Below are 15775 nucleotides of genomic sequence, written 5' to 3'. Positions count from 1 at the left end.
ACATAGAAAAGTTATGATATGATGAAAGAGAAGGACTGTTCTCCACAGCGAGAACAGAAAAGGAGAAGAAGTTCATGATTTCAACTAACAGCAAAGACTTATTAGCAATGCCAATTAGTGAATTTATTATTTCCTCTGAAAAAGTTGCGCATGTACAAAGTGGAAATAGTGCAGAACATGCACTCCTTGTACTAACGCGTACAGGGTACTCGTCCATACCTGTATTAGATCTGAAATATCGACTTCAAGGTTTACTTAGCATGAAAATGATTACCGAATCGATTCTTGGTCTTGAGCATATTGAATACGAAAAGCTACCTGATATTAAAGTTGACTCTATAATGGACAAAGAAATTGCCGTATTGAAGTTGACGGATACGTTCCAGCGAGCTTTAGATTTAGTCATTAACCACGCCTTTTTATGTGTAGTAGACGAAGACGGTACATTTGCAGGGATCTTAACAAGACGTGTTATTTTGAAGCAATTGAAAAAATATATTTATCAAAAAGAGTAGTAGCTTAAGAGGGAACTCAGATGAAAATCATGAGGCCCTCTTTGCTTGTAGTGGAGGTTTAAAGATTGATGGCAACAGAGGCAGAAGTATTAAAAATTTTAGCTGAAGAACGCAATATGCGGAAAGCAGCAGAGCGTCTATTCTTATCCCAACCGGCCCTTTCTCAACGATTACAAACGATTGAAAAAGACTGGGGTGCACAGTTATTTATTCGCTCACAAAAGGGGCTAACTGCAACTCCCGCTGGAGAACAGGTGATTGCGTATGCGAAGGAAATGCTAGCTAAAAAAGAAGAGATTTTTGAAACCATTCAATCCTTAACAACAAAGGTCAACGGGACATTAAAAATTGCCTGTGCATCCATTGTTGGTCAAAACTGGCTACCTAAAATTTTAAAGGATTTTGTGTCAAAATATCCTGAAGCTAAAATATCACTGATGACGGGCTGGAGCTCTGAAATTGTCAAGGCACTCTATGAGGGCGAGGCACATGTAGGCATTGTACGTGGCCAAGTTGACTGGAAGGGAGAAAAGATTCACCTTTTCAGAGATACTCTTTATTTAGTGGACAAAGAAGTTAAGACCATTGAAGATGTGTTGAAGACAGACCGTCCATTTATACAATATAAAAGTGATTCTAACTACTATCAAGAAATTCAACAATGGTGGCAACAGCATTTTGCATCAAATCCTAGAAAACAAATTTTAGTGGATCAAATTGAGATTTGTAAGCAAATGGCCTTAAATGGCATCGGCTATGCTATTTTACCTTCCATTACTTTAAATGACCACGATGCCATTCATAAAATCCCGCTGTCCAATGATGAAAAGGAATTTGGGCTTACGCGAGATACTTGGTTAATTGGCTATGAATCCTCCTTTGAATTGAGACAGGTAGAGGCTTTTGTTGAAGTAGTGCAGGATCATGCACGTTGTTTGTTTGATTATACAAAATAGCCAAAAAGGCAATTCCAAGTCATGTCGGAATTGCCTTTTTGTATTCATTATTAAATCGCTTATTTCTTAAGAGTTTATGAATATTCATGAAGATATCATAAGAAATGGAACAAAATGCAATTTAAATCGTATAATTATGTAACCATCTATTTACATAAAAAGGAGTTGAGCTTTTGAAAAAGACAAAAATGACGGCACTGACCTTATTAGTCATGCTTGTAATTAGCTTTTTATTGCCTTCTACACAGGCAAGTGCTGCTGCTACATTAGAGGTCAAAGCAACAGCGGGTATTTCAGGTAAAGCTAAATATCAATCAGTGGTGCCACTACAAGTAACAGTAAAAAATAATGGTGCAGATTTTTCTGGAGATATGGCCATTAATTCTGCCAATTCTTATGAGGCTGCATCAGCAATCGTCGTTCCAATCGATATAGCAGCAGGAGAAGAAAAGACATTTACTTTCTATCAGGATGGGTTAGCTGACTATAGTTATTCGGACGCAGATTTATTTGCCTTTTATGAGGGAAGCATTGAGAAAGGAAAAAAGGTTGCCTATAAAGGAACTAAACGCCTACAATCTAATTTTTTAGATCCTTCAGCAACGTTTATTTATACATTAACAGATAAAAGTGATCGACTATCGGCCTTTTTACGTTTATCAACATTTGTTGTTCAAAGCAGTGTCGAAGTATTTAATATTAATCAATTAAAAGATTATACATTCCCAGAAGATTCACAGGGACTTGCTATGGCCAATGTCATTGTAGTGGATGAAGTGGCGATAGCCGATTTAACACAAAAACAACAAGAGTCCTTACTAAAATGGGTACAAGATGGCGGTACATTACTCTTAGGGGCTGCTGACCAAATTGATGCCACTGCAGGTATTTTGAAAGAGTATTTACCATTATCATTATCACAAGAGATGACTTCTATTTCTGCAGAGGCATTAACTAAATTATCGGGTGGAGGCATTTTTACACAGCCTATTTCGGTTTACTCGTCTACTAGTAGTGAAGGAAGTTTACCAGTACTAACAGAAAATAATACAGTGTTAGCAGCAAAGAAAAAAATTGGTAGTGGAGAAATTATTCAAACAGCTTTCTCTTTAGGTGATCAACCGCTTGCATCAATGGACGGCTATGCTGCCCTTATAGCTAAAATGATTGATATTCAGAACATTTCGCAGCAAGGGATGATGAGACAGGGGCAATCATCACTCGACCAAATTTCTTATGAGCTTCGTAACATTAATGAATTATTTCCATCCTTTGAAGTATCAGTAAGCTATATGCTAATTGTCATTATTCTTTATATTTTAATTATCGGGCCACTGCTTTACGTTGTTCTTAAAAAAATGGACAAGCGTGAGCATGCATGGTGGATCATTCCATCGATTTCAATTGTCCTTTCAATTGTTCTCTTTATTGTTGGAGCCAAGGATCGTATTGTTCAGCCACAAGTTCAACAATCTGCATTCTATAAAGTAAACGAAGATAGTAGTGTAAATGGTTATTATGTAGAGTCGATTCTAACAAATCGTAGTGGGGATTTTGTGGTCAATGCTGATCAAAATACGACTGCCATTGCTTTGAGAAATTACAATAATTTCACAGGGACGATGGGAGCTTTGCATGAATCTTCTTATATAAAAGAAAATGCTAACGGTTCGACGTTAACATTACGCGACTTAAGCTACTGGTCTGTGCAATCCTTTGGTGGAAAAACGTCAGCTCAAAATATGGGCAAGATGGATATTGATATAACATTGAAAAATGAAAAGCTAACAGGAACGGTTAAAAATAATTTCCCATTCACATTAAAAGATGTCACATTAATTTCTGGTGTGAAAGAAGTGAAGCTAGGGGATATTGAAGCGAATGGAACGTTACAGGTTAATAAGGAACTGAAAACAACGGTTCTTCAAAAACCATCGATATTCAATAATTATAATTATAGTTACCCATCGAAGAAGGATGAGGTAGACCCAATGCGTATTGAAAGAATGAAATCATTAGCATTACCGCTTGTAGAAAATGATAACCAGCCAATACTCACAGCTTGGACAGATCAAGCCCTTGTAGGAGTTGAACTAGAAACAAGTGCTAATATGTCACCGATTACTACGCTTGTTCAACCGTTTAAAGGAAAAGTGGAGCTATCAGGTCCATTTACAATGAAGCGTAATAACTTCACTTATACATTAGTACCACTTTCAGCAAGTGGACACTATGAAAAAATTGATGAATTGAACAATTGGTACCTATCTGATGGTTTATACGAAGTCACAATGGCAATGCCAGATCAATTTATGGATGCTGTTCAATCACTTAATGAGCTCACAGTTTCCAATAAGGATGTTGCACGTATGCAGATAGCGATCTGGAATAATGAAACTAACGTATATGAACCACTGGTAGATACAAAGCAAGTGTTTACGGATAAAATTTCAAAGTACTTTAATCAAGATGGAGAACTGCGAATGGAAATAAAATATGGTCCTGATCCATCTGGAGAACAAACGAAATTACCAGATATAGAGCTGAAAGGAGTGGCAAAATAATGATAGAAATTCGTGACTTAACGAAACGATATGGCTCCTTTACAGCATTAGATCATTTAAACTTGTCCTTAGAAGAAGGCGTTGTATTTGGATTTGTTGGTGCTAACGGGGCAGGGAAATCTACAACATTCTCTATTTTAGCCACACTATTGTCGCCAACTTCTGGTGATGCCTTGATCAATGGCAAAAGTGTTGTGAAGGAACCGAAGGAAGTGCGCAAGCAAATTGGCTATATGCCTGATTTCTTTGGTGTCTATGACCAGCTAAAAGTAGATGAATATTTAGATTTTTATGGTGCGAGCTACGGTATTCAGCTAGCAGAGCGTCAAGTGTTAATTCCACAACTATTAGAGCTAGTGAATTTAACAAACAAACGCTATGAATATGTGGATTTATTATCACGGGGGATGAAGCAACGCTTATGTTTAGCCCGTGCCCTTATCCACGATCCCAAGGTATTGATTTTGGATGAGCCTGCATCAGGTTTAGATCCACGAGCTCGTGTGGAAATGCGAGACATTTTACGGAATTTAAAATCCATGGGGAAAACCATTTTAATTTCCTCGCATATTTTGCCAGAGCTTGCTGAGATGTGTGATGAAATCGGCGTCATTGATAATGGCAAGCTAATTGCACATGGCAATGTAGCTGCGATTCAAGCACAACTACAGGGAGAAAAGCGTATTGTGATGAAAGTGACAGATCGACTCGATGCAGTACGTGCATTTTTGGAGGAAGATCCCCATATTTCTTCTATTGATGTCATCGACAATCGCTTAGAAATAGCCTTTAATTACCGTGGAACAGACGCAGAGCAAGTGTCATTATTAAAAAAGGCAATGCTTGCCGATTTACCGATTTATGCATTAAGTGAGGAAGAGAAAGATTTAGAGGATGTCTTTATGGCAATCACGAAGGGAGCGGACAATCAATGATGGAAAGATTCTATAATCCGGTACTCGTAAAAGAATTGAAGTTGCGCTTCCGTTCTTTTAAAAGCTTCTCAGGGTTAATGTTTTACTTAGCAGTACTGTGTATTTTCATTGCAGGATTTTTATTGCTTACGACTGAATTTACTGGCAGGGGCTTCTTTAGACCAGAAACAAGCTTTATGATGTTTGCTGTGCTAACCATTTTACAAATGGCATTAGTTCTTTTCATTACTCCAAGTTTAACTGCAGGTGCCATCAGTAGTGAACGTGAGAAGCAAACTTTAAATATTTTACTAACAACAACACAAAGTTCTACACAAATTGTTATTGGAAAATTATTATCCTCTGTAGCATTTCTAGTATTGATGCTGGTAGCAGGATTACCACTATATAGCTTAGTATTTCTATTCGGTGGTGTATCACCTTCACAGCTTATTTCTATATTTTTATTTTATTTAGTTACTGTAGTAGCAATAGGTAGTATTGGTGTGATGTTTTCAACAATTACAAAGAGAACCATTGTGGCCATGATTGCAACATATGGATCGATTATTTTTTTAGGTGGTATTACAGCATTCTTCTTCTTTTTAACAATGGCCTTTCATCAAATGGGTAATGCCATTGGTACAAGTACCTCCTTTATGACTTATTTTTGGGCGTCTATCAATCCAGGTGCCTTGATGTTGACGCTTATTTCACCAGAGATGGGTGATGCGTTAGCTGAGCTTTCTGGTATAGAACTACCTGTATGGATTATGTATTTAATTGCTTATGTATTGATTATTGTACTTTGTTTAACGATTGCAATTAAAAAATTACGTGCCAACATGAAAAGTAACCGATGAGGAGGAATTGGTATGGAGCGTCGTAAGCAGTTACGAAAATATATTCAGCGTGCAAAGTCGAGCTTAACTCTTGAAAGAAGTATTCCCATTGCACAGTACGGTTTGTTTTTGGCATTGCTTTCGAGTGCTTCTCTCGTTTTAATTTCCCGACTATTTGTTTGGCCATATTATCGTCAAATAGCATTAGGTGCATTCATTACTGTTATGGCTGCAACTACTGTTTACATATGGTGGAAACGTGTCAACGAAAGAGAGGCTTTGCATACTCTGGATCATTATTTTTCTCATAATGAGTTAGTGACAGCATTATCGTTTAAAGATGATCAGGACCCTCTTGTCCAATCTTTATTATCTAAAGCCATACAAAATGTTGAAAAAGCTTTTGCTGACTTTAAGGCTCGAAAGAAACATCTGTTTCGTCCAAAGGCATTTATCGGATTATTCGTCACAACAGTTGTACTAGCCATTCTTTATATGTTTCCAGCAGCGACGCAAATAGAAGCAATCGAGGTTGAAAAAGAGCAAGCTGTTATCGAAGATATGAAAAAGGAAGTTGCTGAACTAGAGAAAAAAGCACAAACAAAAGAAGTTAAGGAGCAATTGCAAGAGCTTCAAAATACTTTAAAAGAGGCTGAAACGGCAGAAGAGGCTTTACGGGAAGTTGTGAAAAAGCAAAAGGAACTAGCCCTAAAGGAACAGCAATTAAAGGATAAACAAACGGCTAGTCAAGATGGGGCAGAAGAAGAACAAAGCTTATCGAAGGAAGAGGTTGAGCAGCTAAAAGAGCTTGCTCAAATGCAGCAAGAGCTAACAGAAAATGCAAATGCTACTCAAACGGCTATGAGCAAGCTTGGTAAGCCAGCAAGTAATTCCTTACAAAATGCTATTGCTAGTGCCAATCAAAATGCAAGCAGTAACAAACAAAACAATCAACAGTCTTCTGGCAATGCCCAACCTAGCAATCAGCAAAGCCAAGCAAGTCAGTCTGGTCAAAATAATGCTCAAAGTGGTTCCAAACAACAAGGACAGGGGCAAGGGCAAGGACAGGGACAAGGGCAAGGACAGGGACAAGGACAGGGACAAGGACAGGGACAAGGACAGGGGCAAGGACAGGGGCAAGGACAAGGGCAAGGACAAGGGCAAGGAGCAGGAAGTGGCCAAGGCGGTCGAAATTTATTAACGACACCTAATCGAGTTGGCGGATCAAGTGAGACATCAGTAGATGGTGGAGCGTTAGGAGATGGTTCTCACGTATCTGAGCAACAGGGAAATGGGCCAATAACAAAGGGCTCCATTCGACCATATGAAGAAGTAATTGGCTCCTATAAAGACAGTTATTTAGAAAGCTCAGAGCGTTTACAATTACCAAAGGATTTACAAAATGTCGTGCAATCTTATTTCACGTCAATTGAGTCGCAGTAGGAGGAAAAGAAATGGCATTTACAGAGCAACAGTATGTAGAGATGAGCGCGAAATTACACCAAGTAAAAGAAGAAATTCATCGCTTCATTGTTGGACAGGAAGAAGCAATTGATTATACGTTGTATGCAGTTCTAGCAGATGGTCATGCCTTATTAGAAGGTTTACCAGGATTAGGGAAAACAATGTTAATCCGTACAATTTCTGAAGTACTAGATTTGTCGTTTTCGCGTATTCAATTTACACCCGATCTTATGCCTGCTGATATAACAGGGACAAGTATGATTGAACGGACGCCTGATGGCAAGCAACAATTTACATTTCAACCTGGGCCAATCTTTAGTCAAATGGTGTTAGCCGACGAAATTAACAGGGCAACACCGAAAACACAAAGTGCCTTGTTGGAAGCAATGGGAGAAAAAACGGTGACGATTTTGGGGGATACGAAAAAAATGGCGAAACCATTTTTCGTGTTAGCGACTCAAAATCCTATTGAAATGGAAGGAACCTATCCATTACCTGAAGCACAAATGGACCGTTTCCTTTGTAAAATTCTTGTACCGTATCCTGAAAAAAGTGAACTTATGGAAATTATGAAGCGAACGACAGGTGCGCAGGAAATTGGTTTACAGAAGATGATGAATACTGAGGGTCTTATGGAAGCTCAGCAAATGGTGAAAGAAGTAATGGTTGCCGATGAAATGCTGGAATTTGCCACAGATCTAGTGGTGGCTACGCATCCTGAAAGACCAGATGCTCTGGATGAAGTTAAACAATATGCCATGTATGGCAGTGGTCCACGTGGTTTGCAAAGCTTAATAAAACTAGCAAAGGCTAGAGCACTTATGAACGGACGTTTCCATGTTTCTGTAGCTGATATAAAATCTGTTGCAAAACCGGTTTTACGTCACCGAATGCTGTTGAATTATGAAGGGGAGGCTTCAGGGAAAACAGCTGATGATGTGATTGATGTTATTTTAGAAAAAGTTCAACAAGGTGTTAGCAAGTGACAGCAAAATACTTATTGCCCGAAGACTGGTTAGCAAAAATCAGTCGCTTTCAAGTAGCGACGGCCTCCAAACTACGCGGGCAGCATAAGGGTTCGCACCGTTCACAACGCTTCGGGGCTTCTCTCGATTTCTCAGATTTTAGAGAATACCATTTAGGTGATGATGTACGCCAAGTAGATTGGAACGTTTTTGCTCGAACAGATAAATACTTTATCAAGAGGTTTTTAGACGAGCAAGAGATGCGTGTACACATTTTACTCGATACTACTAAATCAATGGGGGAGAGCGCTAAGTGGCTATTTGCTCGTCAAATTGTGGCTTCCCTCGGCTTAATGGTGCTCGGTCGTGATGATCGTTTGTCTTTTTCGTTTGTCCAAGATGAGGTGAAACCACCGTTTCGACGGAAGGGTGCCGTGTATCGTCGAGCTTTTTTACAAGTAGTAACAGATATAGAAGAAGCGAATTATGCCAATCGATTTGCACAGGGTGCACTAAAAGCTATGCCTAAGGATAGTACCGTACTCTTCATTATTACAGATGGGTTAGAGCCAATTGAGGAATGGGAGCAGCTGTTAAAAAGGCTACCACGCTATGCTGGGGATGTTCGCATTTTGCAAATTGTTACGCAAGAAGAGTTATCACCAAATTATTTGGGGGATGTCCGCCTTCTTGATCGTGAAACAGGCAATGATGTCAATGTGACGATGTCTACTAAAGTATTAGACACCTATCATGCAAGACGATTATTACATGAAGAAGAATTTGAAGCCATTTGCCGTCGCTTTGGCGTTCGAAAATTACAATTGAAAGTGGAAGATGGACTGCAACATGCGATCTTTCAACAATTATTAAAAGCACATTGGATTAGGTGAGGTGAGCCGTATTGGGCTTTAGTCAAATTATATTTAGCTGGACGGCCATCATCCCGGTCATTGTCCTACTCTATTATTTCTTTCGTAAAAAATATACTGATCAAACTGTCTCTTCGACTCTATTTTGGTCTGAAATTATGCAGGAAACCCGTGTATCACCTTATTTAAAGCATTTACAAAAAAATGCCTTACTATATTTACAGCTGCTAGCCTTACTGCTACTTGTATTGGCGCTGATGAATCCATATGTGAAAAAATCAACCATTGTGGGTGCGCAAACGATATTTATTGTTGATACATCAGCCACGATGCTAGCAGGAAAAGATTCATCAACCTTTGACACACATAAGCAAGAAATGTTGACATTGATGGAAGAGTTGAATGGGCGACCTGTTACATTGATTACAACAGGTGCCGCTCCAAAAGCCGTTTTGCAGCAAGAAACAAATATGAATGACATTGAAAAAGCGATTAAAGATTTACAAGTATCCTATGAAACGGCTGAAATGACGAAGGCACTGGATGTTGCACAGGCATTTGTGGGTGATACACCGACTTCTATCTATGTTTTTACAGATACGCTTGATAAAAGGCAATTACCAATGGATAAAGATTCAGTGAAATGGCTAGTTAGAGGTGCTGCAAAAGACTTAACAAATATTGCCATTACACGCTTTGCTGCAACGACAGATGGTCAGGTTACGATGGCACTTGTACAGCTCCATAATGATACAACTGCTGAACAAAAGGTGACATTAGCGATACAAAATGCAGAGGGTGAAGAGCTGGTAGCAGAACATGTCGTTGTGCCTCCAAATGAAGCCATTACGAAAACCTTCAAAGATTTGCCCTTAGCAAAATCGATGACAGCTATTATTGATGCAAACGATGATTATGCCGTAGACAATCAACAAACCGTCTTACTACAAACGACTACTTCAAAAATTGTTGTTGATCAGGGTATGCATCAGTTGATACAAAAAGGTTTTCAAAGTGTCAGTAGCGGCGTGAAAATCGTTCCGTCTTTACAAGTAGCTGACAATCAGGATGCAACTGTCATCACAAACCAAACAGCCTTATTGGAGAAGATGGAGAAACCGCTAGTATTATTTGGACGTGATGATGCCGAAAAAGTGGAAGCAAGTGGTACAGTAAGTGCTAAAAGTGATGCATTATTTGCTTTTAGCGAACTAAAGGATATTTATGTTAGTGCTATTTATCCTGGATTTTCGGATTATGAAACCATTGCTTCTGTAGGAGATGAGCCGTTTATCCAACGCTCTCCTAAAGGGGATATCGTTGTTTTAGCGGATATTGCTGATACAGATTGGCCATTGCATCCATCATTCCCGCTATTTTTATGGAGTACTGAGCAACAGTTAACAGAATCAGTCGGTTCACTTGGTATTTTCACACCGAATGAACAGCGTGCAGTAGCCTTAGCGCAAGGAGACTGGAGTGTTTATTCGCAAGAAGATGAGTTTCTTTCTTCTATTACACAGGGCATGTTAATTGCACCAAAACAACCAGGTATTTATATGGTACGTTCAAATAATGAAGAAAAACAATTTATTGTGCAATTGCAAGCCCAGGAACGTGTTATTGAACAAGGAACAAGCTATACATTAGGCGACATTTCAGACAATGGGAAGGAAGAGGTATCGATGGCCTCCTTCGTACCTTGGTTAATTGTAATAGTTTTAATTTTGCTTGTTGCAGAGTGGGAGGTGCAACGACGTCGTGGATTTACGAATTGATACGCCATTAGTATTGTTGCTATTACTTCCATTGTTCTTGTATTTTGGATGGACTTATTTTCGAGAACGGCAGCGACTAAAAAAGAGTCATATTGTTGTGCTTGCTATTCGCATAGTAGCGATATGCTGTTTAGTTTTGGCACTTGCAGGGCCGTATTTATTATTACCGATAAAAGAAGAACAGATCGTGTATTTACTAGACCGATCTGCGTCTATGAATGGTACAGAAGATGAGATGGTTCAGTTTATACAGGAGAGCCTACAATCTAAAAAAGAACCCCAACTTGCAGGGATCTATTCTTTTTCTTCCACTTTACAAACAGAAGCCATTTTGTCTAAAGAATTAAAGGATGTACCGAAGCTTACAGAAATCAAAGCAACAGATCAAACGAATATTGAACAAAGTCTACAGCTTGCAACAGGCATAGTTGATCCAAAAAAAGCGACTCGCCTTGTATTATTAACAGATGGTAATGAGACAAAAGGAGATGCTTTAGAATTTGTCTCCAGATTGAAAGGTGCCAATATTAGTGTGGACGTTGTACCTTTTAGTCTACCAGTTGTCCATGATGTGTCGCTCAAAAGCTTTGTCTCTCCTCAGGTTGCTTATGTAGGAGAGCAGCAACAATTAGTAACAGAAATTCATGCAACAGTAGCAGGGCAAGGGGAGCTGTTATTATATGAAAATGATGAACTAATTCATCGCGAGGCAGTTGAGCTGACGGAAGGTACAAATGTGTTTACCTATAAACACGCAGCAACAGCTGAAGGACTTGTAAAATACGAAGCAGTTATTCAAGTTGGGCAGGATGCTATTTTTGAAAACAATAAATTAACAAGTGTCACAATGGTACAAAGTGAACCCCATTTACTCATCGTCAATGGCTATGAAACAGCTTCACCTATCGCGGCAGCACTTGGTAGTCAATCCATTGCCTATGATGTTGTCGATCCTAAAAGCCTACCAAATGAACTGTCCAGCTATTTACAATATAATGCGATCATTTTTGACAATGTGCCTGGTCATTTAGTTGGTGAGGCGAAAATGAGTGTGATTGAGCAAGCAGTCAAAAACTTTGGGGTTGGTTTCACGATGGTTGGTGGAGAAAATAGTTTTGGTTTAGGAGGCTATTTTAAAACGCCAATTGAAACGTTATTGCCTGTGGAGATGGAAATTAAGGGCAAGGAGCAATTACCTTCATTAGGGCTAGTCATAGTGCTGGATCGTTCTGGCAGTATGCATGGCTCGAAGCTAGAGCTAGCTAAGGAAGCAGCGGCACGTTCTGTTGAAATGCTACGAGATGAGGATACATTAGGCTTTATCGCCTTCGATGATCGTCCTTGGGAAATCATAGAAACCGCACCTCTTAAAAGTAAAGAAGAGGCAGTGGATACCATTCTATCAGTAACACCAGGAGGCGGAACAGAAATCTATAGTTCATTAGCTAAAGCCTATGAAAATCTCGCCGATTTAAAGCTTCAACGTAAACATATTATTCTTTTAACCGATGGGCAATCACAATCTGGGAATTATGAGGATTTAATTGCTGAGGGAAAAGAAAATGGTATCACTTTATCAACAGTAGCGATTGGACAAGATGCTGATGCTAACTTACTCGAAGCACTTAGTGATATGGGTAGTGGACGGTTCTATGATGTTATTGATGAACAAACCATTCCTTCTATTTTATCTCGTGAAACAGCTATGATTTCTCGTACCTATATTGAGGATAATCCGTTTTATCCAGCAATTTATAATGCCGCAGGATGGAATTCGCTATTTGCCAATGGCGTCCCTCAAATGAATGCTTATATTGGAACGACAGCTAAGCAAGGGACAACCGTAATTGCAGAAAGTGAGAAGGAAGATCCTGTGTTAGCACAATGGCAATATGGACTCGGTAAAACATTTGCTTTTACATCCGATTCAACGGGTAAATGGACAGGAGATTGGGCAAGATGGCAGGACTGGGGAACATTTTGGCAGACGCTTATTTCACAAATGTTGCCAAGCTATAATGATGTTGCCTATGATGTGAGATTAGAAGCTGATGGCTCCTTTATGATTACAGACCCTACAAATGAAGCCGCATTTTTAGACATTGTAGCGGTTAATGAAGCAGGGGAGGAGTTAGAAACACAGTTAGAAACCATTTCAGCCTCCCAAGTTCGAGCTGTTGTACAGGCCGAACCTGGATTGATTTTCTTCCGTATAGCGGATGAGCAGCAGGCCATTTATCAGGCAGGTCTAAGTGTTCCTTATAGTGCTGAGTATGAACTGCTCCCTGTTAATGAAAAACTGATTGAAGAGTTAACAAATCAAACAGGGGGAGCCGTTTTAAAAGAACCACAAGATGTGTTCCGTGACTTTACAACCAAAGGAGCGGATCGACAAAACATTGCTACATGGCTTCTTTTAGCAAGTATGCTTCTATTCTTTATGGATATTACCATAAGACGTTTTGGGTGGAGTTTCCTAACAAAAACGAATAAAAAAGAGCAGCCAATTGAGGAGAAACCTGTACAAGCAGGAGACACGAACGTAGCCCAACTATTAAAGGGTATGAAAAAACGATCATAATAGAGTGAAGGCAGTGCAAAATCATTCCATTTTGCACTGCTTTTTTAAATGCTTTGAGGTTTTAAAAAATGGTGGTTTCCGCTAGGAAAGGGGTGCAAAGGTGATTGACACAGTGCAGCCTTCGAAAAGTGCTTCTCGGGGGAGAGAGACGCTCATAAAGAAACGAACCCCGCTCAAAGACTAGAAAAGAAATCTTCTCGCACATCTTAAAGGATTTCCAAAATCAAAAAGCACTCAGCACCACTCAATAAAGCGAAGAATTAAAACTCTTTACTAGTACCGATTTTCGCAAAGTGCTAGCTACCATAACACCTAAGATGGCCCCGATGGTACTTGATGTTAAAAAGGCTGGCATGAAGAATAATGCGGCTACGGATGTCTCCATAAGCAATTTTGCATAGGGTACGGCAATAAGTGAAGCTAAAATACCAGTGCCAAAAACTTCGCCGAATCCTGCTAGCCATGATTTTCTACTGTATTTGTAGGCAAGGGCCGCACACAATGCTCCAATGACGCTACCAGGAATCGCTAAAAGAGAGCCTGTACCAGTAAAGATACGAATGATGGCTGTCACAAAGGCAACTAGAACTGATGGCACGGGTCCTAGTATAATAGCTCCTATTACGTTAACAGCATGCTGAACGGGGTAGGCGCGTGCGATGCCTGTTGGTATGGATACAAAGGTAGATCCTGCTACAGCAATCGCTACTAATAAAGCCATGATTGTCATTTTACGAATTGACATAAGGTTCACTCCTCCTGAATAAAATCATGAGGGAAATTAAAAGGCCGCTTCCTTTAAACAATAGGAAGCGGCCTTGCATAGACAATGACAATAGCAAGTAGCGCCACTTCCCTCCGCTAGTATGAACTAGATCAGGTTCAAAGGGTCCGTACATCATCATATACGTCTCAGCCTTTTAAAGGCTCCCCCAGTGGTAAATATCATTCAATTTTATTAACCAACATTAATGTAACATAATGTTAAAAATAGTCAATGATTTTTCTGACTATTTCGTATCAGGATGCATTAGATGAGGTGCTTTTTTCAATGTCCAGATGAGTGCAAGGAAGAAGCAGGCTAATAATATGATAGATCCGAAAATATATGGACTGTTCATATTCCAGTCAAATAGTAAACCTGCTAAGGCTGGTCCAATCATATTGCCAAGGCTCATGTAAGCATTATTCAAGCCCGCAGCAAACCCTTGTTCTTTCTCTGCAAGCTTTGAAATTAGTGTATTTACAGCAGGACGAATTAGTGTTGTTGCTGTAGAGAAAATAGTTGCTACAACTAATATAAGAGCGAAGCCAGATACAAACAATATTAAGAAAATAGCAACAGATGCAATAAATAAATTGACTAACACAACTTTCATTTCACCAAAGCGATTAAAAAGTGGTGTAATCACAAACATTTGTACAACTACCCCAAAAGCACCACCGACAACTAAAATAATCGCAATATCTACGGGTGTGTAATTAAACTTTTCTGTCACAAATAATGACAAGGTTGTTTGGAAGTTGGCAATTCCGAACGAGAACACGAGCATGATAATGAGCATAACGAAATAAGGCATATGTATGGAACGAGCCATTTGCTTCGCCAGATTTTCTTGCTTTTGCTTGTCATGTGAAGTGTTTGGTTTAGTAGATGGTAATAAAAAATAAGATAAAACAGATGCAAGTATGGCAGCAACTCCTGCCGTGAAAAATGGAAAATGTAAACTAACCTTTGCTAAGAAACCACCTATTCCTGGCCCTATCATAAAGCCCAGTGACATAGCAGCACCCAACATACTCATACCTTTTCCACGTTCCTCGTAGGTAGTAACGTCAGCTACAAATGCCATAATAGGAGGTGCAACAAATGCGGAACCTAGACCGCCTAAAAAGCGTGCTAAAAATAGCATCCAGACGTCTGTGGCTAGGCCAAAACCGATTTGTGCAAGACCTGTCACAATAAGACCGAAAATAATTAAATTTTTCCGACCATACTGATCCGAAAGATTCCCAGCAATTGGAGAAAATACGAATTGAGCTAAGGCGAACGTTGCAATTAGCATACCTAGAACTTGTCCTGCTGCACCAAAAATTTTTAAATACTCTGGCATGACAGGAATAATAATTCCAATACTCCCCATTGCGATAAACATATTAAACATTAAAATATATAAAGCCGCCTTATTGGACTTCTGCTGGGTCATCGAATGAACCCCCTTTTTATAATCAAATATACTAAAGTCTATCATAAGATATCCTATCATCATATCGGTTGAAAGTCTGAAATGAAACATACCTGCTAGTGCAGCAATACCAATCCA

General features: G+C 39.3%; 12 protein-coding genes and 1 riboswitch. Of the genes, 10 read left to right on the top strand and 2 right to left on the bottom strand.

What is annotated here, in order from left to right:
- Positions 1–74: 74 nt before the first annotated feature.
- The 10 genes from cbpB (at position 75) to MHI34_RS02950 (ending at position 13451) form a co-directional block, all read left to right on the top strand.
- The gene (cbpB, locus tag MHI34_RS02995) at positions 75–515 is read left to right on the top strand and encodes a cyclic-di-AMP-binding protein CbpB (RefSeq protein ID WP_036125716.1); all 441 of its coding nucleotides are present in this window, start codon (positions 75–77) and stop codon (positions 513–515) included.
- Between the two features lie 68 nt (positions 516–583).
- Positions 584–1471 (top strand): LysR family transcriptional regulator, encoded by an 888-nt coding sequence (locus MHI34_RS02990; RefSeq protein ID WP_036125714.1) that lies wholly within the window; start codon positions 584–586, stop codon positions 1469–1471.
- Positions 1472–1644: 173 nt separating this feature from the next.
- On the top strand, positions 1645–4035 hold the full coding sequence (locus MHI34_RS02985; protein WP_036125712.1) for a hypothetical protein: 2391 nt from the start codon (positions 1645–1647) through the stop codon (positions 4033–4035).
- Entirely contained in the window at positions 4035–4970 is a 936-nt protein-coding gene (locus MHI34_RS02980) for an ABC transporter ATP-binding protein (protein WP_036125709.1), read from the top strand. The genes MHI34_RS02985 and MHI34_RS02980 overlap by 1 nt, the downstream gene beginning before the upstream one ends.
- Complete coding sequence (locus tag MHI34_RS02975; protein WP_036125707.1) at positions 4967–5812, top strand: ABC transporter permease; 846 nt, start codon at positions 4967–4969, stop codon at positions 5810–5812. The genes MHI34_RS02980 and MHI34_RS02975 overlap by 4 nt, the downstream gene beginning before the upstream one ends.
- Positions 5813–5824: 12 nt before the next feature.
- On the top strand, positions 5825–7234 hold the full coding sequence (locus MHI34_RS02970; RefSeq protein WP_342504083.1) for a hypothetical protein: 1410 nt from the start codon (positions 5825–5827) through the stop codon (positions 7232–7234).
- An 11-nt stretch (positions 7235–7245) separates the two neighbouring features.
- Positions 7246–8241: a MoxR family ATPase gene (locus MHI34_RS02965; RefSeq protein WP_036125553.1), complete on the top strand. Its 996-nt coding sequence runs from the start codon at positions 7246–7248 to the stop codon at positions 8239–8241.
- Positions 8238–9113, top strand: a complete 876-nt coding sequence (locus MHI34_RS02960) for a DUF58 domain-containing protein (protein WP_340812613.1) — start codon at positions 8238–8240, stop codon at positions 9111–9113. The genes MHI34_RS02965 and MHI34_RS02960 overlap by 4 nt, the downstream gene beginning before the upstream one ends.
- Positions 9114–9124: 11 nt before the next feature.
- Positions 9125–10870, top strand: coding sequence for a BatA and WFA domain-containing protein (locus tag MHI34_RS02955; protein ID WP_342504082.1), 1746 nt, complete (start codon positions 9125–9127; stop codon positions 10868–10870).
- Positions 10854–13451: a VWA domain-containing protein gene (locus tag MHI34_RS02950; RefSeq protein WP_342504081.1), complete on the top strand. Its 2598-nt coding sequence runs from the start codon at positions 10854–10856 to the stop codon at positions 13449–13451. The genes MHI34_RS02955 and MHI34_RS02950 overlap by 17 nt, the downstream gene beginning before the upstream one ends.
- A 244-nt stretch (positions 13452–13695) precedes the next feature.
- Here the strand turns inward: MHI34_RS02950 and thiW are convergent, their stop codons facing one another.
- Together thiW and MHI34_RS02940 are read right to left on the bottom strand one after the other, a co-directional pair.
- On the bottom strand, positions 13696–14196 hold the full coding sequence (gene thiW / locus MHI34_RS02945) for an energy coupling factor transporter S component ThiW (RefSeq protein WP_342504080.1): 501 nt from the start codon (positions 14194–14196) through the stop codon (positions 13696–13698).
- Positions 14197–14287: 91 nt separating this feature from the next.
- Positions 14288–14395: riboswitch (TPP riboswitch) on the bottom strand.
- A 66-nt stretch (positions 14396–14461) separates the two neighbouring features.
- The gene (locus tag MHI34_RS02940; RefSeq protein ID WP_036125545.1) at positions 14462–15658 is read right to left on the bottom strand and encodes a tetracycline resistance MFS efflux pump; all 1197 of its coding nucleotides are present in this window, start codon (positions 15656–15658) and stop codon (positions 14462–14464) included.
- Positions 15659–15775 lie beyond the last annotated feature (117 nt).

This window comes from Lysinibacillus sp. FSL L8-0126, from assembly GCF_038630385.1.
In the GTDB taxonomy this organism is placed as follows: Bacteria; Bacillota; Bacilli; order Bacillales_A; family Planococcaceae; genus Lysinibacillus; species Lysinibacillus fusiformis_D.
This window is presented reverse-complemented; position numbering and strand designations above follow the sequence as displayed.